The following is a 24,057-nucleotide window of genomic DNA, read 5'->3' as shown; positions in this document are numbered from 1 at the left end:
TCACATGGCGCTGGGATAGGTCTCCGGCTCGACGTCGTCCCACGGCTCGGCGTGCAGCGGGTGCAGGGCCTCGGTGACGTCCAGCCAGAGGAAGGCGTCGTAGCGGTCGCCGAGCGCGGTGGGCACGTAGTTGCCCCACTTCTCGCGCTCCGGCCGGTAGACGACGCCGATCGCGCGGTGGTCCAGCGGCTGGTCGAACCAGCGCGGACGGGGCCGCCGGGGCGTCACGAACAGGGCGCGCTCGCCTCCGAGCGCGTCGTGCAGCAGCGCCTCCAGCGATCCGGGCCGGGCCGGCGGGACGGGCATGACGTGCGCCCGCGTGCCCCAGCTCGCCCCGGCCACGACCGTCCCCCGGTAGCCGCCGAAGCCGACCAGGACGACGTCCTCGCCGTGCCGCTCGCGGGCCAGCTGGCCGAGGTTGGTCATGCCGGCGGCGGCCATGTCGGTGGCGCGGGCGTCGCCGACGTGCGTGTTGTGCGCCCACACCACGCCCTTGGCGCCGTGGAAGGCGGTCAGCCGGTCCAGGGTGTCGGCCATGTGCACGTCCCTGATGTTCCACGAGCCGGGGCCGCCGCCGACCATGGTCCGGTAGTAGCTCTCGGCCCCGGCCACGACCTCGGCGTTCTGCCGGGCCTCGAAGCCGTCCTCGTCGGCGGGCGCGGCCGCCACGACCGCCCTGAGCAGCTCCACGACCTCGTTCTCGCAGGAGTCGGGGACCAGGCGGGTCTCCAGGCCGTACCGCTGCGGGTCGTGGCCGTAGGACTCGAAGCAGTACAGGGCCTCCATCACCGTGCCGAGCTGGTCGGGCAGGTGGTCGACGGCGTAGCGGCGCACGGCGCGCAGGGACTCCCAGAGGCTGTAGACGTCGAGGCCGTGGAAGCCGACGCGCTCGCCCGGCGGCAGGGCCGAGTTCCAGCGGCGCAGCCAGCGGCAGAACTCGGCGACCTCCTCGTTGGCCCACATGAACGCGGGCCAGCGCTGGTAGGCGTACAGGGCGTCGAAGGGGTCCTCGCCGTCGCGGGTGACCGCGCGGTGGACGCGCTCGCAGTCGGGCCAGTCGCCCTCGACGGCGACGAACCCGAAGCCCTTCTCGGCGATCAGGCGGCGGGTGAGCGCGGCCCGCCAGGTGTAGAAGTCGTGGGTGCCGTGACTGGCCTCGCCGATCAGCACGAGACCGGCCTCGCCGATGCGGTCGAGCAGCGGGTCGAGATCCTGCTCGCCCGACAGCCGCAGCGCCGAGCGGGTGACGTCATCCATAGCCGTCCTCCTCTGCCGGCCGGAAGACGCCCAGGCATTCGCGGGCGAGCTGGAGCTCCTCGCGCACCTGGACGACCAGGACGGGCACGGCGGCGCCCGGCCCGCTGACCGGGCCGTCGTCGTGCCGGTTGCCGGACTCGGGCGGCTCGACGCCGAGCAGCCCGAGACGGCGGCAGACCGCCTCGCGCACCTCGGGCTGGTCCCAGCCGATCTCGCCGGTGAACACCAGCGCGTCGATCCTGGACAGCGACGTGGCGGCGGCGGCGATCTCCCGGCTCACCCGGTGGCAGAACACCTCCAGGGCCAGGGCGGCGTCGGCGTCGCCGGCGCGTTCGGCCTCGACCAGCTCGCGGGTGTCGCCCGAGCGGCCGCCGGACAGCCCGAGCAGCCCGGACCGGCGTTGCAGGCCCTCGCCCAGCTCGTCGGCCGACAGGTGGCCCTGCGACAGCAGCCACACCAGCATCCCGGGATCGACGCTGCCCGAGCGCTTGCTCATCGGGACGCCGTCCAGCGGGGTGAACCCCATCGAGGTGTCCAGGCTGCGCCCGCCCGACACCGCGCACACCGACGAGCCGCCGCCCAGGTGGGTCAGCACCAGCTCCAGGTCGGCGAGCGGCCGGCCGAGCAGCTCGGCCACCCGGTCGGCGGTCCAGGCGTAGGACAGGCCGTGGAAGCCGTAGCGGCGCAGGCCGTACCGGTCGCGCCACTCGCGCGGCAGGGCGTAGACCGCGGCGGCGTCGGGCAGGCCGACGTGGAAGGCCGTGTCGGGGCAGAGCACGTGCGGCACGGCGGGAAGCTGCTCGCGGGCCGCCTCCAGCAGCGCCAGCGCGGGCGGCAGGTGCAGCGGCGCCAGGCTCACGACGCCGCGCAGCGCCTCGACGGTCTCGTCGTCGGCGACCGTGGGCGCGCGGACGACGTCGCCGCCGTGCACCAGCCGGTGCGCCACCGCGCGGATGTCGCGGTCGAAGTGGCCGCCCAGGAACGCCGCCAGCTCCTCGCGCGCCGAGCCCGGGTCCGCGGCCCGTTCGGCGTGCGCGCTGTCCAGCACGCAGCCGCCCTGCACGAGGTCGAGGCGCAGGCTCGACGAGCCCGCGTTGACGGTGAGCACCGCCTCGGACTCCGCCACCTGCTCGTCGAACGCTCGCCCCATGCATCCCTCCGCCGGCCGATCCTCTCCCCGGCTACCCGCCGGCCGCGACCCGACACCTGGACTCCGTCACCTTTACCCCGAGATGTCCGAGCCCGTGGTTGCCCCCGGCGGTGGCCGGGTAGGCGAGCGCCTATGGACATCACCCTGCAGGTGAACGGCGTGCCGCACACCGTGGCCGTCGACCCCAGGATCTCCTTGCTCGACCTGCTGCGCGAACGGCTCGGCCTGACCGGCTCCAAGAAGGGCTGCGACCACGGCCAGTGCGGCGCGTGCACGGTGCTGATCGACGGCCGCCGGGCCAACTCCTGCCTGGCACTGGCCGTGGCGGTGGACGGCAGCGAGATCGTCACCGTCGAGGGGCTGGCCTCGGGCGAGCAGCTGCATCCGCTGCAGGCCGCGTTCATCGAGCACGACGCCTTCCAGTGCGGCTACTGCACGCCGGGCCAGCTCTGCTCGGCGGTCGGCATGCTGGGCGAGCCCGGCCCGAGCGCCGTCACCGCCGACCTCCTCCTCGACCCGGCCCTGACGCCCGAGGAGATCAGGGAACGCATGAGCGGCAACCTGTGCCGGTGCGGCGCGTATCCCGGCATCGTGGCCGCGATCGGCGAGGTGGCCCGGTGAAGCCGTTCGACTACGTCCGCGCCCAGAGCCCGTCGGACGCGGTCGGCCGGTACGGCCCCGGCACGATGTACCTGGGCGGCGGCACCAACCTGGTCGACCTCATGCGCCTCGGCGTGGCCGCCCCCGACCACCTCGTGGACGTCAGCCGCCTGCCGCTGGACGCCGTCGAGCCCGTACGCGATCGGCTGCGGATCGGCGCGGCCGTGCGCAACAGCGACCTGGCGGCCGACCCGCTCGTCCGCGCCCGCTACCCCATGCTCGCCAGGGCCGTCCTGACCGGCGCCTCCGGCCAGGTCAGGAACATGGCCACGGTGGCCGGCAACCTGCTGCAACGCACCCGCTGCCCCTACTTCCAGGACGTCACCAGGCCGTGCAACAAGCGCGAGCCCGGCACCGGCTGCCCCGCGATCGAGGGCGACCACGGCAACCTGGCCGTGCTCGGCGCCTCGGACGCCTGCGTGGCCACCCACCCCTCGGACATGGCCGTGGCGCTGGCCGCGCTCGACGCCGAGGTGCACGTCACCGGCCCGGCCGGCGACCGGATCATCCCCATGCCCGGCCTGCACCGCCTGCCCGGCGACGCGCCCGAGCGCGACACCGTGCTCGAACCCGGCATGCTGATCACCGCCGTCGAGCTGCCCGCGCCGCCCCCGGGCGCCTCCCTCTACCGCAAGGTGCGCGAGCGGGCCTCGTTCGCGTTCGCGCTGGTGTCCGTCGCCGCCGTGCTCGACGTGCGCTGGGACGGCGTGGTGACCGGCTGCCGCATCGCGCTCGGCGGCGTGGCCCACGCGCCCTGGCGGGCCGAACGCGCCGAACGGGCGATCATCGGCGGCCCCGCCACCGGCGAGGCGTACCTGCGGGCCGCCGAGGCCGAGCTCGACCAGGCCCGCCCGCTGCCGCGCAACGCCTACAAGCTGCCGCTGGCGCGCAACCTGATCGTCCGCACGCTGGAGGAGCTGACGCCGTGAACCGCATCGAGGGGCGCGTCAAGGTCACGGGGCTGGCCACGTACGCCGCCGAGTACCCGGTCGAGGGCGTCGCCCACTGCTACCCGGTGCAGTCCACGGTCGCCAGGGGCCAGATCACGCGGGTGGACGCCGAGGAGGCGCTGGCCATGCCGGGCGTGCTCGCCGTGCTGTCCGTGGAGGACCCGCCCGACCTGGCCGAGGACGCCGACCCCGAACTGGCGCTGTTCCGCTCCAGGGACGTCGTCTACCGGGGCCAGCTCGTGGCCGCCGTCGTCGCCGGCAGCTACGACCAGGCCCGCGCCGCCGCCGACGCCGTCCGCGTCGAGTACCGGCCGCAGGCGCACGACGTGCGGCTGCGCGCCGACCACCCGGACCTCTACCGGCCGGAGGTGGTCAACCCGAACCTGCCGCCCGACACCGAGAAGGGCGACGTGGAGGCCGGGCTGGCCGCCGCCGCGTCGGCCGTGGACGTGACGTACACGACGCCGCCGCTGCACAACAACGCGATGGAGCCGCACGCCGCGGTGGCCGTGTGGGCCGACGACGGCCGGCTGCTGGTCTACGACTCGACCCAGGGCACCAGCGGCGACCGGGACAGCATCGCCAAGACCCTCGGCCTGCCCGCCGCCCAGGTGCGCGTGGTGTCCAGGCACGTCGGCGGCGGCTTCGGCTCCAAGGGCACCACCAGGCCGAACGCCGTGCTCGCCGCCCTGGCCGCCCGGGCCGCCGGCCGTCCGGTCAAGGTCGTCTTCACCCGGCAGCAGATGTTCGACCTCACCGGCTACCGCACCCCGACCGTCCAGCGGCTGCGGCTCGGCGCGGACGCCGAGGGCCGGCTCACCGCGGTCGAGCACACGGCGTACGTGCAGACCAGCAGGCTCGTCGAGTTCGCCGAGCAGGCCGCCACCCCCGGCCGCGTCATGTACGCCACGCCCGCGCTGCGCACCGCGCACCGGCTCGTCCGCCTCGACGTCGCCACGCCGTCCTGGATGCGCGCCCCCGGCGAGTGCCCCGGCATGTACGCCCTGGAGTCGGCGATGGACGAGCTGGCGGAGGCGGCCGGGATCGACCCCGTCGAGCTGCGCATACGCAACGAGCCCACGACCGAGCCGGACGGCGGGCTGCCGTTCAGCTCCCGCAGCCTGGTGACCTGCCTGCGCGAGGGCGCCCGCCGCTTCGGCTGGGACCGCCGCGACCCGGCGCCCGGCGTCCGGCGCGAGGGGGAGTGGCTGGTCGGCACCGGCGTGGCCGCCTCCACCTACCCGGCCAGGCGCGGCCCGTCGAAGGCCACCGCGACCGTGCGCGACGGCGACTTCGTCATCCGGGTGGCCGCCGCCGACATCGGCACCGGCGCCCGGACCGTGCTCACCAGGATCGCGGCCGACTGCCTCGGCGTCGCCCCCGGCCGGGTGCACGTCGAGCTCGGCGACAGCGACCTGCCCGCCGCCCCCGTCGCGGGCGGCTCGATGGGCACGGCGTCGTGGGGCTCGGCCGTCGTACGGGCCTGCGAGGCGCTGCGGGCCGACGGCGGCGAGGGGTCCGCCGACACCACCGAGGAGGTCAAGGCCGACGAGGAACTGGCCAGGCACGCCTTCGGCGCCCAGTTCGCCGAGGTCAGGGTCAGCTCCGTGACGGGCGAGATCCGCCTGTCGCGGCTGCTCGGCGTGTTCGCCGCCGGCCGGATCCTGGACGCCAGGCTGGCCAGGTCGCAGTTCGTCGGCGGCATGACCATGGGCATGGGGATGGCGCTGATGGAGGAGACGCTGACCGACGACGAGTTCGGCGGCTTCCTCCACCGCGACCTGGCCCAGTACCACGTGCCGGCCTGCGCCGACGTGCCGGCGATCGAGGCGGTGTGGATCGACGAGCAGGACGGCCTGCTCAACCCGATGGGCTCCAAGGGCATCGGCGAGATCGGCATCGTGGGCACCGCCGCCGCGATCGGCAACGCCGTTCACCACGCCACCGGCCGGCGGGTGCGCGACCTGCCCATCACGCCCGCCAAGATCCTCGCCTGAGCTCCGAAATCCATGTTTCGACCGGCCTCCGCCAAGGAAGAGGAGAACATCCAACGAGGAGGCCGAGTGAAGAACGAGTCGCACGAGGAACGCGCCGACCGCAACTTCGTCGAGCTGCTGCAGGGCGCCCGCGTCGCGGTGACCGGCGTGCAGGTGCTGTTCGCGTTCCTGCTGACCGTCCCCTTCTCGCCCGGCTTCGTCAAGCTGGACCAGACCGACCGCTGGCTCTACTTCGCCGCGCTGGTCAGCGCCGCCATCGCGTCGATCTGCTACATCGCGCCGACCGCCCAGCACCGCGTGCTGTTCCGGCAGGGCCACAAGGAGACCCTGGTACGCCGGTCCAACACCTACGGCCTGTTAGGAGCGCTCGCCCTGGTGGTGTCGATGACCACGGCCACCATGCTGGTGATCGACTACCTGTTCCACTCCACCCTGGCCCTGATCACCGCCGGCGTCCTGGCCGGGCTGGCCGCCTGGACCTGGTTCGGCCAGCCCGCCCTCGACCGCAGGGGCGATCAGTCCTCCTCCGAGGGCGGCATCTCGGTCTCGTCCCGCGACGACTGACGCGAGTAGGCCGCCCGTCCCACCATGTACGCCGCCACCGACACGGTGATCACCTGCGAGGCCCCCACGATCAGCAGCGGCCCCGCGTTCCACCAGGTGGGCCGGTGGAACCACATCGCGGCCAGCACCAGCAGCACGCCGAGCACCTGCGGTTTGGTGCCGGCGTGCATCCGGTCGAGCGTCGTGCGGAAGCGCACCAGCCCGGCGCCCGCCGACAACGCCAGCACGGCCCCGAGCACCAGGCAGACCGCCGCCGCGGCGTCCATCACGCTGTCCATCACGCCGTCCATCACGCTCACCCCGACCGCCCCGGGAAGAACCGGGCCAGCGACACCGAGCCCACGAACCCCAGCAACGACAGCACCTGGAGCACCGGCAGGTCCGAGTAGTCGTCCCTGACCACCGCGAACAGCCCCACCGCGCACATCGCCAGCGACGTCAGCACGTCCAGGGCGACCGCGCGGTCCAGCATCGAGGGCCCGCGCCCCACCCGCCACAACGCGGCCGCCGCCCCGCCGCCCAGCAGCGCGATCGTCACCAGGTACACCGCGCTCACCGCAGCTCCTCCCGGTCCGCGCGGGTGCCGAACGCGGCCACGATCCGCGACTCCAGCCCGGCGACGTCCTCGCGGACCGTGTCGGGGACGCCCTCTCCGGCCAGCCCGAGCACGTGCAGCATCAGCTCTCTCCTGTCCATGTACGCCTCCACCACCAGGCTCCCCGGCATCGTGGACAACGCCACCATGATCATCACGGTCATCGACTCCGACGACGTGCGCAGCCGGACCAGGACCAGCTGGGTGGGCGGATCGCCGGGCCGCACCACCCACGCGACCACCCGCACGGTCGAGAGCAACATGTCCCACCCGAACCACAGCAGGAACCGCGCCAGCGGCAGCGGCCGCACCCTGATGCCCGGGTCCAGGACGGGCAGCGGCAGCAGCCACGTCACCACCACCGCGGTCGCCAGGCCGCCCAGCACGTTCCCCGCCGACAGCTCACCCCACAGCGTCACCCACACCAGCGTCAGCCACGCCACCAGCGGCAGCGGCACCCGCCGGCCGAACAGCCGCGGCGCGAGCAGGCCGCCGCTCACCGCCGCGTCCCCAGCACGGCGGTGATGTACGTCTGCCGCTCGCTCAGCTCCGTGGCCACCCGCTGCGTCAGCGCCGCCAGCGGCCCGGCCAGCACCGTGAACGACAGCCCGAACGCCACCAGCGCCGCCGTCGCGCCCAGCAGCACGGGCGGCAGCGCCGTCGTCGTCACCACCGGCTCCTCACCCGTCGCCTCCTCGCTCTCCATCACCTGGCCCAGCCGCTCCTCGCGCGGCGCCCGCCAGAACGCCTTGCCCCACGTCCTGGCGATCGCGTACAGCGTCAGCAGGCTCGTGAGCAGCCCGCCCGCCACCAGCACGACCGCCGCCGGGCCGCCCTTGGCCAGGCCCGCCTGCACCAGCAGCAGCTTGCCCAGGAACCCCGACATCGGCGGGATGCCCGACAGGTTCATCGCGGGCACGAAGAACAGCACGCCCAGCACCGGCGCGGTCCTCATCAGCCCGCCCAGCCGGTTGACCGACGTGGTGCCGGTGCGCCGCTCGATCAGCCCCGTCACCAGGAACAGGCTCGTCTGCACGGTGATGTGGTGGACGATGTAGAACACCGCGCCCGCCAGGCCCGCCACCGTCGACAGCGCCACCCCGAACACCATGTAGCCGATGTGGCTGACCAGCGTGAAGGACAACATGCGCTTGATGTCGGTCTGCGCCACCGCGCCCAGCACGCCGGCCAGCATCGTGGCCAGCGCCACCGCCATCAGCAGCGTGGAGACCGGCCCGCCGGGGAACAGCAGCGCCTCCAGCCGGATGATCGAGTACACGCCGACCTTCGTGAGCAGCCCGGCGAACACGGCCGTGGCCGGCGCGGGCGCGGTCGGGTAGGAGTCCGGCAGCCACGCCGACACCGGGAAGATCGCCGCCTTGATCGCGAACGCCAGCAGCAGCGTCAGCTCGACCAGCAGCTTGACCTGCTCGGGCAGCGTGCCGAAGCGCTCGGCGAGCTGCGCCATCGACAACGTGCCCGTCGCGCCGTAGGTCACCGCCAGCGCGATCAGGAACAACATCGACGACGCCAGCGCCATCAGCGTGTACGTGGCCCCCGCCCGCATCCTGGACTCGGTCCCGCCGAAGGTCAGCAGCACGTACGAGCCGCTCAGCAACATCTCGAACGCGACGAACAGGTTGAACAGGTCACCGGACAGGAACGCGTCCGCCACGCCCGCCACCATGACGAGGAACGCCGGATGGAAGATCGCCATCGGCGCGTCGTGCTCCGCCTCGTCGTAGGCGTTGGCGATCGAGTACACCATCACGCAGAGCGTCACCGCCGACGACACCACCAGCACCAGCGTCGAGAGCCGGTCGGCCACCAGGCAGATCCCGACGGGCGAGGCCCAGCCGCCCAGCTCGGTCACCAGCGGGCCGTGCGTGTCGGCGTGCGCGAGCAGCAGCACCGACACCGCCAGCGAGATGCCCAGCGTGGTGACGCTGATGGCCGACTGCAGGTGCCGCAGCCGCCCGCCGATCGCCAGCTTGATCCCCGCCGCCAGCAGCGGCAGCAGCACCGGCACGCACACCAGCCCGCGCAGCTCGACCAGGTCACCCACGGGCCCCGCCCCTGCCTGCCACTAGTCGTCGCCCTCCAGTTCGGGGTCGTTGGCGAGCGCCTGGCGGGCCCGCTCCTCGCGGATGGCCGAGCGCATCTGCCTGCGGGCGTCGCGCTGCCTGGCCTTGATCCGCCGGCGCAGCTCCTTCTCGCCGGACGCCTGCTCGGCCCGCCGCCGGGTGTGCTCGCGGCGCAGCTCGTCGATGCGCTCGGCGTTGTCGCCGGCCGTGGCCTCCTCGCCCGGCCGGTCCCGCTGCCCGGCCTCCTCGAAGCCGCGTTGCAGCTCCTCCTCCGACAACCCTTCGGCCATCCGGGTGCGCATCCACTCCTCCAGCTCGGTGTGCACGCGGGCGATCCGCCGTTCCAGGTCGTCCTCCTGCAGCCGCTCCCGCTCGGCCTGCTCGGCCTCCAGCCGGGCCAGCTCCGCCCGCTGCTCCACGACCAGCCGCCGGTAGGCGTCCTGCCGGGTGCGCAGGGCGTGGCTCAGCTCGCCGCGCCGGGCCCGCAGCCGCACCCGCCGGTCCTCGGTGTCGTCCTGGACCTCGTCGCTGCCGGTGAGCTGCCACGAGCGGTGCACCATGGCCAGCACGAACGCCGTCACGCCCAGGGTGATCACGATGGCGGTGAGCACCATCGCCTGCGGCAGCGGATCGGCCATGTCCGCCACCGGCGTGCCGCCCAGGATGGGCGGCCCGCCGGCGTTCCCGCCCGCGGTGACGATCAGCAGGTTCACGCCGTTGCCCAGCACGACGACCCCGGCCAGCACCCGTACCAGGCTCCGCTCCAGCAGCAGCGTCACGCCGGTCGTGATCATCACGCAGCAGCACACGAGCGGCGCCAGGGAGATCGTCACGAGCTCTCCTCCGCCTCGATCTGCCGGTCCAGTTCGGCGCCGAGGCCGCGCAGCACGTCCTGGACCATGCCGGTGACCGAGACGTACACGCCGAGGTCGAACAGCAGGCCGGTGGACACGTGCAGGCTGCCGACCAGCGGCAGGTGCACATCGGCCGCCAGCATGTCCAGCGCCGCCCGCCCGAACAGCAGCCCGGCCAGCGCCGTGCCGGTCGACAGGGTCAGCCCGACGCCCATCAGCACGCCGGCGTGCACCGGGACCGCCGCGGCCAGCTCGTACCGGCCGCCGGCCAGGTAGCGGACGGTGATCGCCAGCCCGGCCACGATGCCGCCGGCGAACCCGCCGCCGACCCCGCTGTGCCCGACGAACAGCAGGAACACCGAGAGCACGAGCACCGTGTGGAAGGTCAGCCGGGCCGCCACCTCGAAGGCCACGGCCCGCTGGCCGCGCGGCAGCGTCGAGGACAACCAGTGCGTGCGCTCGGCGGGCACCCGGCCGCGGTCGTCCCGCTCGATCTCGTACGTCCTGCGCCGCAGGAACACCAGGCTCGTCACGCCCAGCGTCAGCACGACCAGCACGGTGCTCTCGCCCATCGTGTCCCAGGCCCGGATGTCCAGGATGATGGCGCTGACGATGTTGCGCGCCCCGGCCTCGCGCGCCGCGGCGGGCATCATCGACCCGACGGCCCACGTGCTCCGCGCGCTGGTGGCCAGCAGGCCCGCCCCGGTCACCACCACCCCCACGGCCAGCCCGAGCCCGAACCGGAACAGGCGCGACAGCCGGGGCCTGACCGGGGTCACCGGCAGCCGCCGCAGCACCAGGGCGAACACCACCAGGGCCAGCGTCTCGGCGAGGAACTGGGTCAGCGCCAGGTCGGGCGAGCCGTGCGCGAGGAACAGCAGCGCGGTGCCGTACCCGATGACGCCGACGACCACGGCCAGCAGGATGTAGGCGCGGGCGAACAGCGCCAGCGCCGCCGCCGCGGTGATCAGGACCGCCAGCACCGGCTGCTCCACGCGTTCCCAGGCGACGACCGGCACGTCCAGGTGCGGCACGCCGCCGTAGGCGACGGCGAACACGCCGACGCCGGTCGTGGCGGCCAGCGTGAGCAGCAGGTAGTCGGGCAGCGAACCGCGCTGGACGAAGCCGGTGGCCTGGACGGCGAACCGGTCCAGGCGGCGGACGAGCGACCAGAAGATCTGCGTCGAGTCCAGCACGTGCAGCGCCGCGCCCGCCCTGGCCACCGGTTCCCTGGCCAGGAACAGCAGCACCCCGGCCGCCAGCGCCACGGCCGACAGCAGCAGCGCGGGGGACAGGCCGGCCCAGATCGCCAGGTGCGTGGCATGGCCCGGGTCGCGGAAGGTGCCGGTGTAGCCCGACATCGCGCCGCCGTACCAGGAGGCGAAGGGCGCCAGCGCCAGGCCGAGCACGGCCAGCAGCGCGGCGGGCGCGAACATGGCCGCCGCCGTCCGGTGCGCCGGCGTGGCCGGCACGCCCGGCTTGGCGGCGAAGGCGCCCCACAGGAACCGCAGCGTGTACGCCGCAGTCAGCGCCGACCCCGCCACCACCCCCGCCAGCACGAGCGGCCGGTCCAGCAGCGCCTCCAGCGCCGCCTCCTTGCCGGCGAACCCCGCGAACGGCGGCAGCCCCGCCATCGACGCCCCCGCCAGCACCGCGGCCGCGCACACCCACGGCATCGACCGGCCCACCCCGCTCAGCTCGCGCAGCTCACGGGTGCCGGTGGCATGGTCGACGACGCCCACGACCAGGAACAGCGCGGCCTTGAACAGCGCGTGCGCGGCCAGCATGCCCACCCCGGCCAGCGCCGCGCCCCGGGTGCCCGAGCCGAACAGCGTGATCAGGAAACCGAGCTGGCTGACCGTGCCGTAGGCCAGCAGCCGCTTCAGGTCCGTCTCGCGCAGCGCCCGCCAGCCGCCCAGCAGCATGGTCAGCACCCCGAGCGGCACCGCGACCGCCCGCCACACCGGCACGTCCCCGAACGCCGGCCCGAGCCTGGCCACCAGGTACACCCCGGCCTTGACCATGGCCGCCGCGTGCAGGTACGCCGACACCGGCGTCGGCGCCGCCATCGCGGCCGGCAACCACGTGCTGAACGGGAAGATCGCCGACTTCGCCAGCGCCCCGGCCAGCACCAGCACCAGCCCGGCGGCCAGCGGGCCCGCCTGCGGCGGCCGGGCGACGACCCCCGACAGCGCGTACGTGCCCGCCGCCTGCCCGACCACCACGAACCCGGCCAGCATCGCCAGCCCGCCCAGCGTGGTCACCGTCAGCGCCTTCATCGCGGCCCGCCGGCTCGCCCGGCTCTCCGGGTGGTAGCCGATCAGCAGGTAGGAGAAGACGGTGGTCAGCTCCCAGAAGACGTACAGCAGGAGCAGGTTGTCGGCGGTGACCAGCCCCAGCATCGACCCGGCGAAGGCGGTCATCGCGCCGCCGTAGCGGCCCAGCCCTTCGTCGCCGGCCGGGAAGTAGCGCACGCTGTAGACCAGGACCAGCACGCCCACGCCGGTGACCAGCGCCATCATCAGCAGGGTCAGCGGGTCGGCCCGGAAGGACAGCTCCAGCCCGAGCGCGGGCGCCCAGCGGGTGTCCTCCCGCGCCGGCAGCCCCCGCACCCCGAGCCACACCGTGTACGCGAAACCGGCGCCGGGCGCCACGGCCAGCAGCAGGAAGGAGGCCCGTCCCATGCGCCGGGCCAGCCAGGGAGCGCAGACCGCCGCGAGCGCGTGCAGGACCAGCAGCGACTCCATGGGCTCCTCGGGCGGGAATTTCCGGCTACGTCCGCCCAATCTCTCCCGCCCGGTCGTGCCCGCCGCGCAGGCGCGGCCAGGGTTGACCCGAACGTCACCAGTCCCTCACCCGCCCATGAGCGGGTGGGGGACCAGGCCGACGCCGTCAGACCTTCGCGCAGGCTCCCGGGCGCGGCGCGCGAGCCGTGATCACGTACCGGTCGATCTGCCGGTCCAGGCAGGACGAGCTCCCCTTGTACGCCGTGTGCCCGTCGCCGTCGTGGGTCAGCAGCACGCCGTGCTCCAGCTGCCCGGCCAGCCGCCTGGCCAGCTCGTACGGCGTGGCCGGGTCACGCGTCGTGCCCACCACCACGATCGGCGGCGACCCGTGGGCGCGCACCTTCCTGGTGAACCTCTCGCCCTTGACCGGCCAGTACGCGCAGCGCTGCTCGGGATGGTCCAGGCAGTTGACGGCGGTCAGCGCCTCGCTGCTGTTGTCGTAGCTGCCGTCGGGACGGCGTCCGTGGTTGACGTCGGCCAGGGCGAGCATGGCCGTGCCGTCGCCCCTGAAGGCGAGGGTGAGCGCCTGGCGCAGGTAGGGCCAGCTGTCCTTGGCGTACATGGCCTGGTTGACGCCCGAGCGCAGGATGGCCTCGTTGACCTGCCTGCTGTCGCCGTCGTTGCGCAGCGGTGCCCGGTCGGCCCGCTTGTAGAGCGCCTCCAGCCGCCTGGTCGCCGCGGCGACGGTGTGGCGGGGGAACGGGCAGTCCCTGGCCCGGAAGCAGTCGCGCAGGAACGACTCGCGCGCCAGCCGGAACCCCCGCTCCTGCGCCGCGCCGAACTCGGCGAGCGTCTGGCCGGGGTCCTCGGCGCCGTCGAGCACCATGGCGCGGATCCGGGTGGGGAACAGGTCGGCGTAGCGGGCGCCCAGGTAGGTGCCGTAGGAGAAGCCGAAGTAGGTCAGGCGGGCGTCGCCCAGGGCGGCCCGCATCACGTCCAGGTCGCGGGCGACCTCGCCGGTGCCGACGTGCGCGAGCAGCTGCTTGCCGGAGTTGGTCGCGCAGCCCTGGGCGAAGATCTTCATCCACGCCTTGGCCCGCTTGACCTCGGCCGCGTTGTCGGGGGTGGGGTCGGCGGCGAAGTAGGCGTCCAGGCCGAGGGGCGACAGGCAGCGCACGGGGGCGGAGGCGCCCACGCCGCGCGGGTCGAAGCCGACCACGTCGAAGTGCTGCCGGACGGCGGCCGACATGACGGTCTTGTCGGCCTTCAAGATGGTCGCGCCGGCGCCGCCGGGACCGCCGAAGTTCAGCACGATCGAGCCGATCCTCCGGCCGGTCGCGGGCAGCCGGACCATGGCGATCCTGATCCGCCGGCCGCCGGGCCTGGCATAGTCGAGGGGGACCGCCAATTTCGCGCACTGGAACCCGCTGCCGCACCCCGACCAGGCCAGGCGCTGACCGTAATAGGCGTTGAGCCCGCCGTTCGTGGCCGCGTCCGCGGCGCCGGACAGGCCGGCCGCGGCGATCAGACCTGCGAGTACGGGGGAAAGAATCGTGATTAAACGTCGCATAATCAAAAGTTGAAGGGGATAGCTTGCGAGCCCCTTTAAGCGTGGTGGCACAGATCATTTGCAAGAAGCGCGCCGGGCTGGGTATCGAGCAGGTCATCCGCACGATTACCAGGGGGAACAGGCCGTCATGTCGCAGCAGAACCGTCCCGTCGAGGGCGAGCACAAGTACGAGCAGCACGTCACCTCGACCGACGAGCACGAGGAGCGGCCCGGCCGCAGTCTCATCACCACCGACCACGACGTGATCCAGGAATGGGCGCAGGAACGCGGCGCCAAGCCCGCGACCGTGCCCGGCACCGAGCACCAGGGCAGGGCCGGCGTGCTCCGCTTCGACTTCCCCGGCTACGGCGGGGGCGACCTGGCGGAGATCACCTGGGAGGAGTGGTTCGAGACCTTCGACCAGCGGAAGCTGAACTTCATCTACCAGGAGCACAAGAAGGACGGCAAGCAGAGCAACTTCTTCCGGCTGGAGAACCCGGACCGCGAGGACGCCTGAACCCCGGCGGGCGGGCCCGCCCCCGCCCGCCCGCCGGAGCCGGCCGCCCTCGCAAGGAGCCCGCCGTCCGGCCGCGCCCGGGGAAGCCCGCCGTTCAGCCGCCCTCGGAGACGCGGCGGGTGACCTCGTCGGCCAGCCGGTCGAGGGAGCGGTCGAGCAGCTCGCGCACCTCGTCGGCCCTGGCGCTGGAGGCCGGCTCGTCGAGCAGCGACAGGTGGACCGTCACCTCGCTCGTGCCGGCCGCCGAGTCGGACACCTGCAGCCAGCCCGCGTAGTCGGGGTGGTCGCGGCCGCCCCACTCCACCCGGAGCTGCTCCTCCCGGACGCGGAACAGCCCCTCGTGCCGCCCGCTGCCGGGCACCAGCTCGCCGCCCGCCTCGACGGTGCCCGCCCCGCCGTCGCCGACCCACAACCCCTGCGGCAGCCACCGGTCCATCAGCTCGACGTCGGACGCCACCCCGAACACGATCATGCTGTCGGCCGGCATCCCGCGCGTCGCCTCGATCTCCGCCATCACAGGCCCCCGTCTTCCCCGAATGCCGCCGTACCGGGCGCGGACCGCGCCGCCTGCCACCGGCAGCCGAACGCGGCGACCATACCCGTGGCATCTGCTCGCAAACCGGCCCCCGCGGTGCCCGTCTCTCCGGCTACGGTGGCTCCGGTGAAACCGCGGCGAGAGGGGAGAACGGCGCGATGGCGGAGCTGCCACGAGTGCCGCCGGAGATGTTCCGGTTCGCCACCACTGAGCGGGCGGATCTGCACACGGCCCTCCTCGACGTCCTCGGCGCCGCCGCCGAGCGCCTGGAGCCCGCGCTGACCGGCGACGAGGTCCGCGACCGGCTGCGCGCCCGCGGCTGGTACGCCCCCGTCGGCGACCACGACCTCACCGGCGCGCTGCGGCAGCTCGCCGGCTGGCGGCTGGTCGAGGTCGTCTTCGACCACGCCGCCGGCTTCGCGACCGCCGAGGAGTACGAACGCAGGAACCTGCGCTACGCCCTGACCGCCGAGGGCGAGGCCGCCCACACCGGGCTGCGGCGGGCGTCGGAGACGCTGGCCGCGGCGGGCGCGTTCCACACCGCCGTGCTCGACGCCCTCGCCGACCGGCTGGAGGAGCTGGAGGCGCTGCTGGCCGACCCCGACCCCGGCCGCGACCGGCGGGTGTTCACCTGCCTGCGGGAGCTGGAGTGCCACCTCGACGGGCTGCGCCGCGACACCGTGCGGCTCAACGGCGAGCTGCGGCGGCTGCTGCGCGCCGACGGCGCCGGCGTTGGCACGTTCCACGAGGCCGAGGCGGCCACCGTGGCCTACCTCCAGGAGTTCGTGACCGGGCTGGAGCAGCGCGGCGAGACGGCGGCGCGGGCGCTGCGCGGCGTGGCCGGGCGGGGCGTCGGCGTGCTGCACACCCGCGCCCTGGCCGGCGCCGACCTGCCCCGGATCCCCGGGACCGACCTGGCCACGCCGTGGCTGGCCGCCCGCGCCGCCGCCTGGGCCGAGCTGCGCCAGTGGTTCGACCCCGACCTCGACGGCGGCACCGGCGGCGAAGGCGCCGAGAGCGGCGGTGCCGGGCCCCGGTTGCGGCGGCTGCACGAGGTCGCCGGCGAGGCCATCGTCACCCTGCTCGGGCTGCTCGACCGCGTCACCGCCGCCCGCCGTCCCGCCTCCAGCGCCGCCGCCGACTTCCGCGCGCTGGCCCGCTGGTTCGCCACCGCGCCGGGCGAGGACGACGCCCACCGGCTCTGGGACGCCGCCTTCGGCCTCGGCCCCGCCCGGCACGCCCACCTCGGGCACGCCGACGCCGAACTCGTCCCGGCCGGGACGCCCTGGGCGGAGGCCGGGCCGGTGGCGGTCTCGGCGCTGCTGCGCTCGCGGGGCAGGACCGAGCGCATGGGCCGCACCGGGCGGGTGCGCGACGTGGCCGCGCTGCGCGCCGAGCGCCGCGCCCGAGCCGAGAAGGAGCACGCCGGGCTGGAGGCCGCCTGGCAGGCGCTGGCCACCACCGGCTCGGTCCGGCTGTCCCAGCTCGGCGCGCTCGACCACGACACCCTCGGCCGGCTGCTCGACCTGCTGGGCCGGGCCCTGGCCGCCCGTCCCGACGCCACCGGCCTGCGCCGGGCCGTCACCTCCGACGGCCGGGTCGAGGTCGTGCTGCGGGCCCCCGGCGACGGCGCGGTCGCGGTGCTGCGCACGTCCGAGGGCTGGTTCCGCGGCCCCGACTACCTGCTCGACGTGCGCTCCCCGGGCGCCCGCGACCACGGGAGGGCCGAAGGGGCATGAGCAGCCTGGCCAACCAGCTCGTCAGGGCGGAGAAGGAGGAGATCGCCCGCGCGATCAGGACCCTCCTCGCCCGGCCCTTCCTGGCGGCGGACGACGAGCCCGCCGCCTTCGCGGTGATCAGGAAACGGCGGGAGCCGCTGACCCGGTGGTTCGACTACTTCTGCGGCTGGCGGCTGGTCGTGGAGCCCCGCGAGGGCTACGCCCGCCTGGTCAAGGTCGGGTCGCGGCCGACGGCCACCCGCCCGGCCCGGCGTCGCGCCGGCGGCCCGCCGTTCGACCGACGCCGCTACACGCTGCTGTGCCTGTGCGCGGCCGAACTGCTCGCCGCGCCGGTCACCACGATCGGCATGCTGGCCGGACGGGTGACGCGGGCGGCGGCGGTCGAGCCCGGCGTGCCGCCCTTCGACCCGGTCGGCGCCGACGAGCGGGCCGCCTTCGTCGACGCGCTCAAGCTGCTCGAACGGCACGGCGCGATCACCGCCACCGACGGCACGACCGACGCCTACCTCGGCGACGAGGAGGCCAAGGTGCTCTACCGCGTGGACACCACCCGCGTGATCAGGCTGCTGGCCGCCCCCGTCCCGCCCTCCCGCCTGCCCGGCGCGGCCGGCACCCCCGCAGCGCTCACCGTCGAGGCCCGTTACGGCGGCGACGAACCCACGGAGACCCAGCGCGCCCTGTGGGCCCGCCACTCCGTCATCCGCCGCCTGCTCGACGAGCCCGTCGTCTACCGCGACGAGCTGACCCCCGCCCAGGCCGCCTACGCCGCCTCGCTCACCGGCCGCCGGATGATCCGCAGGGCCGCCGAGGAGGCCGGGTTCGTGCTGGAGGAACGCGCCGAGGGCCTCCTGCTCGTCGACACCGAGGCCACCGCCACCGACACGAGGTTCCCCGACGACGGCGGCCACGCCAAGGTCGCCGCCCTGCTCCTGCTCGACCTGCTGGTCACCGCCGGTCCGCTGCCCGCGGGACGCCTCGACGAGGAGGCCGCCGAGCTGCTGCGGCGCTTCCCCCAGTGGGCCAGGGCCTACCAGTCGGACGGCGGCGCGCCTCGCCTCGCGGCCGACGCGCTGGCGGTGCTCGCCATGTTCGGGCTGGCCCGCCGTACCGGCGACCGGGTGGCCGCCCTGCCCGCCGGAGCCCGCTACCGGGTCGATCGCGGCCCGGCCGACACGGAGGACGCATGACCGTCACCGAGCTCACGCCCGCCCGCACCGCCCCGGGCATGGACCGGCGCTGGATCCCCGTACGCGCCGGGATCCTCAACGTGTGGCGCTACCACGACGAGGTGTTCGAGTTCCACCGGGGCAGGCTGCTGCTGCGCGGGCCCAACGGCAGCGGCAAGTCCAAGGTGCTCGAACTGCTGCTGCCGTACGTGCTGGACGCCAGCCTCAAACCCAGCAGGCTGTCCACGTTCGGCGGCACCGAGCGGACCATGCACTGGAACCTCATGGGCGAGGGCGCGAGCGGCGTCACCCGCGTGGGCTACGTCTGGCTGGAGTTCCAGCACGCCGACGGCCGCTGGTTCACCTGCGGCGCCCGCCTCCAGGCCACCGCCCACACCAAGAACGTCACCGCCGCCTACTTCACCACCGGCTCCCGCGTCGGCCTGCCCGGCGGCGTCCGGCTCACCGGCGACGGCGGCCAGCCGCTGACCAGGGCCCAGCTCGCCGACGAGCTGGGCGAGGCCGGCACGGTCCACGAGTCCGCCGACGCCTACCGCGCCGTCGTCCGCCGCACCCTCTACACCGCGCTCAACGAGCAGCGCTACGACTGCCTGCTCACCGCGCTGCGCCAGCTCCGCACCCCCAAACTGTCCGAACGCCTCGACCCCGGCCTGCTGTCCGACCTGCTGTCCAGCGCCCTGCCGCCGCTCGGCGAGGGCGAGATCCACGAGATCGCCGACGGGTTCGAGCGGCTCGACCGGCGGCGCGAGGAGCTGCGCCTGCTCGACCGCGACGTGCAGGAGGCCGACCGGCTGGCCGACGTCCAGCGCGGCTATGCCCAGAAGGTGCTGCGCGCGGCCGCCGCCGCGGCCCTGTCCGCCGGGCAGGCCGTCGACGCCCTCGCCGCCGAGGTCAAGGCCGGACGGGAGGCGCTCAAGCAGGCCGACGGCGAGCTGGCCGCCGCGGCCGTCCGGCTGTCGGAGGAGGAGGCGCAGGAGCTGGCCCTGGCCGCGCAGATCGACGGGCTGAAGGAGAGCGAGGCGTACCGGTCCGGGCGTGACCTGCACCGGCTGCGCACGCAGGCGGGCGAGGCGCACGAGTCGGCGGCCCGGCTGCGCGACCAGGCCGGGGCGGCGGCCCGCAGCGCGTCGGCCAGGCAGGAGCTGTCGCTGCGCGCGGCGGCCGTCGCCCGAGCCGCCACCGGCCTGGCCGACCGCGCCCGCGCCGAGGCCCGCCGGGCCGCCGAGCGCGCCGGGCTGCTCTCGGTCCACCTGGAGTGCGAACGCCCGGTCCCCGAGCCCGCGAGCGCGCAGTCCGGGGGCGCCCCCGGCGAGGGGGAGCGGGGCGACGACGGCGAGGAGTCCGTGCGCCGCGCCCGCGAGCTGCTGCGCGCCGCCGTCACCAGCCGCGCCGGCCAGATCCGCGAGGTCGCGGCGGCGGCCGTCGAGCACGAGGAGGCGATCGGCCGCCGCACCACCGCCGAGCACGACCGCGACCGGGTCCGCGACGACCTGACGGCCGCGACCGCCGCCCACGACCAGGCCGGCGCGACCCGCGACGAGCGCGCCCACGACCTGGCCGCCGCCCTGGAGGAGTGGGCCCGCGGCTGCGTCCACCTCCGGCTCGACCCCGAGGAGCTGGCGGGCCTCGCCGACCGGTCCGACCAGGCCGACGAGCTGGTCGGCGCGGCGCGCACGGCGGCCGCGGTCCGGCTGGCCGCCCGCGAGCACCACCTGACCGGCCTGCGTGACCGGCTGCACGCCGAGCGCGCCGAACTGGCCCGCGAACGCGAACGCCTGGCCGACCGGACCGCCCTGGAGCCGCCCCCTCGCCCGCCCGCCCCGCCTCCAGGTCCGGACGGCCCGGCATGCCGCTGTGGCGGGCGCTCGCCTTCCGCTCCGGCGTCGACCCGGTCACCCAGGCGGGCGTCGAGGCGGCGCTCGAAGCCTCGGGCCTGCTCGACCTGTGGCTGCTGCCCGACGGCGGCATGGACCCCGGCGAGCACGACGCCTTCGCCGCCTCCGCCCTGGCCCGGCCCGCGCCCGGCCACAGCCTGGCCGCCGTGCTGTCCGCCCAGCCGGGCGCGCCCGTCTCGGCCGAGCGGGTGCTCGCGGGCGTCGCCTTCGCCCCCACGGCGCTCGGCCTCGACCATCCGGCGGCCGTCGGCGCCGACGGCACCTGGCGGCTCGGCCCGGCCGCCGGGCGCTGGGTCAAGCCGGAGCCCTCCTACATCGGCGACGCCGCCCGCGAGCGCGCCCTGCGCCGCCGCGTCGCCGAGCTGGACGACCGGCTCTCCGACCTGGCCGGCACGATCGCCGAGTGCGACCACCTGTTCAGGGTGCTGGCCGGCGACCGCGACACGCTGGCGGCCGAGCTGCGGCGGCGGCCCGACAGGAGGCCGTACGACGGGGCCGCGCGGGCCCTGGACGCGGCCGTGGGCAAGGTCGCCCTGCTGGAGGACCAGCTGCGCGCGCACGAGCAGCGCCTGCACGAGTGCGAGAAGGAGGTGGGCAGGTCGCTGCGCCGGCTCACGGAGCTGGCCGCCCGGCACGCGCTGCCCGCCGCCCGGCCCGCGCTCGACCGGCTGGAGGCCGCCCTGCGCGCCGCCGAGACCACCGGCGCCGTCTGGCACGACCGGCGCGGCGACGCCCGCGCGGCCAGGGACCGCGCCGGCCAGGCGGCCGAGACCGCCCGCGAGTACCAGGACCTGGCCGTACGCGCGATGGAACGGGCCGAGGAGGCGGCCGACGCGGCCGTCGTGCTGGCCGAGAAGCTGGCCGCCGTCGAGCCCGCGGCCGGCGGCGAGGACCCCGACCTGCTCGGCCGGCTCCAGGACGCCCAGACCGCCCACCAGGGCTGCCGCCGCCTGATCCGGACGATCCACGACGACACGGCCCGGCTCAACGCCCGCCTCGGACGGCTCAGGGGCGAGCTGGGCCGGGCCGAGGAGAAGCACGCCGAGGCCGGTCGCGTCCGCGAGGCGGTCTGCGAACGCCTGCGCCGCCTGCTGGCCGGCCACCTGGCCGCCGACGCCGGCGTGCCGGCCGGGCTCGCCCCCGACGCCGGGGTGCGGGCGGTGCTGGAGGCGGCCGGGGACGTGGCCGGGCGGCTCGCGGCGGTGCCGCACGAGCAGCGGACCGTCAGGGAGGCCGAGGCCCGCCTGCGGGACGCCTTCCACCACGCCAGGGAGGTCCTGGCCGGCCGGGCCGAGCTGGAGCTGGCCCCCGACGAGGACGTCCAGGTGCTGACCGCCACCGCCGGCGGCGTGCGGGCGGGCGCGGCGGCGCTGGGCAGGGCGCTGCGCGGCGAGCGCGACGAGCGGCGCGGCGACATCACCGAGGCCGAGCGCGACCTGTTCGACCGCACGCTCGCCGGTGACACGCGGCGGCACCTGGCCGACCGCATCCGCCAGGCCGCCGCGCTGGTGGAGGGCATGAACCAGCGGCTCGAACGCGTCCGCACGGCCTCGGGGGTCGCGGTGCGCCTGGTGTGGCAGGTCGATCCCACCCAGTCCCCGGCCACCCGCGCGGCCCGCGAGCTGCTGCTGCGCGACCCGGCCGGGCTGAGCGAGGCCGACCGCGAGGCCCTGTACGCCTTCTTCCGGGACCGCGTCGAGGAGGCGCGCGCCGACAACTCCTCCGCCGGCTGGGAGGACCAGCTCATGAGGGTGCTCGACTACACGTCCTGGCACCGGTTCGTGGTCCGCCTCGACCGCGGCGACGGCCAGGGCTGGCAGGACCTGACCAGGAAGCTGCACGGCGCCCTGTCCGGCGGGGAGAAGGCCATCGCCCTGCACCTGCCGCTGTTCGCCGCCGTGGCCGCCCACTACCGCACCGACCCCGGCTGCCCCCGGTTCATCCTGCTGGACGAGGTGTTCGTGGGCGTCGACCGGGCCAACCGCGGCCAGGTCTTCGACCTGCTGGTGAACCTCGGGCTCGACCTCGTGCTCACCTCCGACCACGAGTGGTGCGAATACCGCGAGCTGGACGGCATCGCCATCCACCAGCTCATCACCGGCGACGGCGACGACGCGGTGACCACGGCCCGCTTCGTGTGGAACGGCTACCGGACCGTCGCCACCGAGACCCTTGATTAGAAAGGTTCTTTACCACCAGCGATCGCGTCCGTATGGTGGGGGCAACCCTCGGGAGGCGGTCATGAAGATCCGCACCGCTGCGGTCGTGCTGACGACCCTGCTCGCCATGTCGGTTTCCGCATCCGTGCCCGTCGCACCGAGCGCCACGGCGGCGGCCGCCGTCGCCTTCGGGGCGATCGTGCCCGCTCCGGTGAGCGCGGTCCCGGCGGCGGGGGTGACGTACCGGATCACCGCCGCGACGGCCCTGTACTCCGACGCGCCCGAGGTGGGCGAGCAGCTCGCGCAGCGGTTGCGCCGCTCGACCGGCTACCCGGTCCCGATCGTGACGGCCCCACCGGCGGACGGGATCACGCTGCGGCTGGGCACGGTGGCCGGCGGGGAGGAGGCGTACCAGCTCGACGTGACCGCCACCGGGATCGTCGTGCTGGCCAACGGGGCCGCCGGGCTGTTCAACGGCGTGCAGACGCTCCGGCAGCTGCTCCCGTACGCGGCCGAGGCCGGCACGGTGCAGCCGGGTCCCTGGCCGGTGCCCGGCGGACGGGTCGTGGACCGGCCGCGTTATCCGTACCGGGGCGCGATGCTCGACGTGGCCAGGCACTTCTTCCCGGTGGACGCGGTCGAGCGGTACCTCGACCAGATCGCGCTCTACAAGATCAACCGCCTGCACCTGCACCTGTCCGACGACCAGGGCTGGCGCATCGCGATCGACTCCTGGCCCCGGCTGGCCTCCTACGGCGGCGGCACCGCGGTCGGCGGCGATCCCGGCGGCTTCTACACCAAGGCCCAGTACCAGGAGATCGTCGCCTACGCCGCCGCACGAAATATCACCGTAGTTCCGGAAATCGACATGCCGGGGCACACCAACGCCGCCCTCGCCTCCTATGGCGAGCTCACCTGCGACGGCGTCGCCCCGCCGCGCTACACCGGCACGGACGTCGGGTTCAGCTCGCTGTGCACGTCCAAGGAGATCACCTACACCTTCGTCGACCAGGTGATCGGCGAGCTGGCCGCGCTCACCCCCGGCCCTTACCTGCACATCGGCGGGGACGAGGCGTCCTCCACGACGCCGGCCGACTACCGGACGTTCGTCGACCGGGCGCAGGGCATCGTGGCCGCCCACGGCAAGACGGTGATCGGCTGGCACGACCTCGTCAACGCCACCCCGCTGCCCGCCACGGTCGTCCAGTACTGGGGCAGCGACCCCACGGAGACGGCGGTGTCGACGGCGGGCCGGAAGGTCGTCATGTCCCCGGCGAGCCGCGCGTACCTGGACATGAAGTACAACCGGCGCACCCCGCTCGGCCAGACCTGGGCGGGCACCATCGAGGTCAAGGACGCCTACGGCTGGGATCCCGGCGCCTACCTCAGAAGGCTCCCGCCCGAGCAGGTGCTCGGCGTCGAGGCGCCGCTGTGGACCGAGACGCTCAGGACGTCGGCCGACCTCGAGTACATGGCCTTCCCCCGCCTGCCCGCGCTCGCCGAACTGGGCTGGTCCCCTTCCGCCACGCACGACTGGACCGTGTTCCGGCAGCGGCTGGGCGCGCAGGGCCCGCGCTGGCGCGTCATGGGGATCGCCTACTACCGCTCCACCCAGATCGCCTGGCCCTCCGGTTCTTAG

18 protein-coding genes and 1 pseudogene are annotated in these 24,057 nt (G+C 74.8%); 9 read left to right on the top strand and 10 right to left on the bottom strand.

The window, feature by feature from the left end; translation table 11 throughout:
* On the bottom strand, positions 1 to 1,257 hold the full coding sequence (locus ACNF49_RS34655; protein ID WP_482940199.1) for an erythromycin esterase family protein: 1,257 nt from the start codon (positions 1,255 to 1,257) through the stop codon (positions 1 to 3).
* Positions 1,250 to 2,407, bottom strand: coding sequence for an acetate/propionate family kinase (locus ACNF49_RS34650; protein WP_482940198.1), 1,158 nt, complete (start codon positions 2,405 to 2,407; stop codon positions 1,250 to 1,252). Before ACNF49_RS34650 ends, ACNF49_RS34655 begins: the two co-directional genes overlap by 8 nt.
* 132 nt (positions 2,408 to 2,539) lie before the next feature.
* Between ACNF49_RS34650 and ACNF49_RS34645 the strand changes: the two genes are divergently transcribed.
* The 4 genes from ACNF49_RS34645 (at position 2,540) to ACNF49_RS34630 (ending at position 6,578) form a co-directional block, all read left to right on the top strand.
* The gene (locus ACNF49_RS34645; RefSeq protein ID WP_357977060.1) at positions 2,540 to 3,028 is read left to right on the top strand and encodes a (2Fe-2S)-binding protein; all 489 of its coding nucleotides are present in this window, start codon (positions 2,540 to 2,542) and stop codon (positions 3,026 to 3,028) included.
* A complete protein-coding gene (locus ACNF49_RS34640) occupies positions 3,025 to 3,996 on the top strand; it encodes an FAD binding domain-containing protein (protein ID WP_357977057.1) in 972 nt (323 codons plus the stop codon). The genes ACNF49_RS34645 and ACNF49_RS34640 overlap by 4 nt, the downstream gene beginning before the upstream one ends.
* Positions 3,993 to 6,014, top strand: coding sequence for a xanthine dehydrogenase family protein molybdopterin-binding subunit (locus ACNF49_RS34635; protein WP_482940197.1), 2,022 nt, complete (start codon positions 3,993 to 3,995; stop codon positions 6,012 to 6,014). The genes ACNF49_RS34640 and ACNF49_RS34635 overlap by 4 nt, the downstream gene beginning before the upstream one ends.
* A 66-nt stretch (positions 6,015 to 6,080) precedes the next feature.
* The gene (locus ACNF49_RS34630; RefSeq protein WP_357977052.1) at positions 6,081 to 6,578 is read left to right on the top strand and encodes a DUF6328 family protein; all 498 of its coding nucleotides are present in this window, start codon (positions 6,081 to 6,083) and stop codon (positions 6,576 to 6,578) included.
* Here the strand turns inward: ACNF49_RS34630 and ACNF49_RS34625 are convergent.
* The 7 genes from ACNF49_RS34625 to ACNF49_RS34595 all read right to left on the bottom strand — a co-directional run bounded on the left by ACNF49_RS34625 (position 6,530) and on the right by ACNF49_RS34595 (position 14,407).
* On the bottom strand, positions 6,530 to 6,868 hold the full coding sequence (locus tag ACNF49_RS34625; protein WP_482940196.1) for a cation:proton antiporter: 339 nt from the start codon (positions 6,866 to 6,868) through the stop codon (positions 6,530 to 6,532). The two genes, ACNF49_RS34630 and ACNF49_RS34625, sit on opposite strands and share 49 nt — an antisense overlap.
* Positions 6,869 to 6,873: 5 nt before the next feature.
* Entirely contained in the window at positions 6,874 to 7,134 is a 261-nt protein-coding gene (locus tag ACNF49_RS34620) for an MrpF/PhaF family protein (protein ID WP_352351365.1), read from the bottom strand.
* Positions 7,131 to 7,673, bottom strand: a complete 543-nt coding sequence (locus ACNF49_RS34615) for a Na+/H+ antiporter subunit E (RefSeq protein ID WP_482940195.1) — start codon at positions 7,671 to 7,673, stop codon at positions 7,131 to 7,133. Before ACNF49_RS34615 ends, ACNF49_RS34620 begins: the two co-directional genes overlap by 4 nt.
* Positions 7,670 to 9,238, bottom strand: a complete 1,569-nt coding sequence (locus ACNF49_RS34610; RefSeq protein ID WP_482940194.1) for a Na+/H+ antiporter subunit D — start codon at positions 9,236 to 9,238, stop codon at positions 7,670 to 7,672. The genes ACNF49_RS34615 and ACNF49_RS34610 overlap by 4 nt, the downstream gene beginning before the upstream one ends.
* 21 nt (positions 9,239 to 9,259) lie before the next feature.
* Positions 9,260 to 10,090: a Na(+)/H(+) antiporter subunit C gene (locus tag ACNF49_RS34605; protein ID WP_482940193.1), complete on the bottom strand. Its 831-nt coding sequence runs from the start codon at positions 10,088 to 10,090 to the stop codon at positions 9,260 to 9,262.
* The gene (locus ACNF49_RS34600; protein ID WP_482940192.1) at positions 10,087 to 12,858 is read right to left on the bottom strand and encodes a Na+/H+ antiporter subunit A; all 2,772 of its coding nucleotides are present in this window, start codon (positions 12,856 to 12,858) and stop codon (positions 10,087 to 10,089) included. The genes ACNF49_RS34605 and ACNF49_RS34600 overlap by 4 nt, the downstream gene beginning before the upstream one ends.
* A 145-nt stretch (positions 12,859 to 13,003) precedes the next feature.
* Positions 13,004 to 14,407 (bottom strand): alpha/beta hydrolase, encoded by a 1,404-nt coding sequence (locus ACNF49_RS34595; RefSeq protein WP_482940191.1) that lies wholly within the window; start codon positions 14,405 to 14,407, stop codon positions 13,004 to 13,006.
* Positions 14,408 to 14,534: 127 nt separating this feature from the next.
* Between ACNF49_RS34595 and ACNF49_RS34590 the strand changes: the two genes are divergently transcribed.
* Positions 14,535 to 14,903: a hypothetical protein gene (locus ACNF49_RS34590; protein ID WP_482940190.1), complete on the top strand. Its 369-nt coding sequence runs from the start codon at positions 14,535 to 14,537 to the stop codon at positions 14,901 to 14,903.
* 94 nt (positions 14,904 to 14,997) lie between these two features.
* On the opposite strand, the gene ACNF49_RS34585 is transcribed toward ACNF49_RS34590, so the two are convergent.
* Positions 14,998 to 15,417, bottom strand: coding sequence for an SRPBCC family protein (locus ACNF49_RS34585; RefSeq protein ID WP_357977030.1), 420 nt, complete (start codon positions 15,415 to 15,417; stop codon positions 14,998 to 15,000).
* Between the two features lie 179 nt (positions 15,418 to 15,596).
* Between ACNF49_RS34585 and ACNF49_RS34580 the strand changes: the two genes are divergently transcribed.
* The 4 genes and pseudogenes from ACNF49_RS34580 (at position 15,597) to ACNF49_RS34565 (ending at position 24,057) form a co-directional block, all read left to right on the top strand.
* The gene (locus ACNF49_RS34580) at positions 15,597 to 17,177 is read left to right on the top strand and encodes a TIGR02677 family protein (RefSeq protein ID WP_482940189.1); all 1,581 of its coding nucleotides are present in this window, start codon (positions 15,597 to 15,599) and stop codon (positions 17,175 to 17,177) included.
* Positions 17,174 to 18,364, top strand: coding sequence for a TIGR02678 family protein (locus ACNF49_RS34575; protein ID WP_482940188.1), 1,191 nt, complete (start codon positions 17,174 to 17,176; stop codon positions 18,362 to 18,364). Before ACNF49_RS34580 ends, ACNF49_RS34575 begins: the two co-directional genes overlap by 4 nt.
* A gap of 1,804 nt (positions 18,365 to 20,168) precedes the next feature.
* Positions 20,169 to 22,439, top strand: a pseudogene (locus ACNF49_RS34570) (TIGR02680 family protein); the annotation flags it as partial.
* 61 nt (positions 22,440 to 22,500) lie between these two features.
* Positions 22,501 to 24,057, top strand: coding sequence for a beta-N-acetylhexosaminidase (locus ACNF49_RS34565; protein WP_482940187.1), 1,557 nt, complete (start codon positions 22,501 to 22,503; stop codon positions 24,055 to 24,057).

Source organism: Actinomadura sp. ATCC 39365 (genome assembly GCF_054392275.1).
This window is presented reverse-complemented; position numbering and strand designations above follow the sequence as displayed.

Bases quoted from the DNA above. Each gene is read 5' to 3' on its own strand.
- ACNF49_RS34655 (WP_482940199.1), bottom strand. From the start codon at position 1,257: ATGGATGACGTCACCCGCTCGGCGCTGCGGCTGTCGGGCGAGCAGGAT.
- ACNF49_RS34650 (WP_482940198.1), bottom strand. From the start codon at position 2,407: ATGGGGCGAGCGTTCGACGAGCAGGTGGCGGAGTCCGAGGCGGTGCTC.
- ACNF49_RS34645 (WP_357977060.1), top strand. From the start codon at position 2,540: ATGGACATCACCCTGCAGGTGAACGGCGTGCCGCACACCGTGGCCGTC.
- ACNF49_RS34625 (WP_482940196.1), bottom strand. From the start codon at position 6,868: ATGGACGGCGTGATGGACAGCGTGATGGACGCCGCGGCGGCGGTCTGC.
- ACNF49_RS34600 (WP_482940192.1), bottom strand. From the start codon at position 12,858: ATGGAGTCGCTGCTGGTCCTGCACGCGCTCGCGGCGGTCTGCGCTCCC.
- ACNF49_RS34595 (WP_482940191.1), bottom strand. From the start codon at position 14,407: ATGCGACGTTTAATCACGATTCTTTCCCCCGTACTCGCAGGTCTGATC.
- ACNF49_RS34590 (WP_482940190.1), top strand. From the start codon at position 14,535: ATGTCGCAGCAGAACCGTCCCGTCGAGGGCGAGCACAAGTACGAGCAG.
- ACNF49_RS34585 (WP_357977030.1), bottom strand. From the start codon at position 15,417: ATGGCGGAGATCGAGGCGACGCGCGGGATGCCGGCCGACAGCATGATC.
- ACNF49_RS34580 (WP_482940189.1), top strand. From the start codon at position 15,597: ATGGCGGAGCTGCCACGAGTGCCGCCGGAGATGTTCCGGTTCGCCACC.
- ACNF49_RS34575 (WP_482940188.1), top strand. From the start codon at position 17,174: ATGAGCAGCCTGGCCAACCAGCTCGTCAGGGCGGAGAAGGAGGAGATC.
- ACNF49_RS34565 (WP_482940187.1), top strand. From the start codon at position 22,501: ATGAAGATCCGCACCGCTGCGGTCGTGCTGACGACCCTGCTCGCCATG.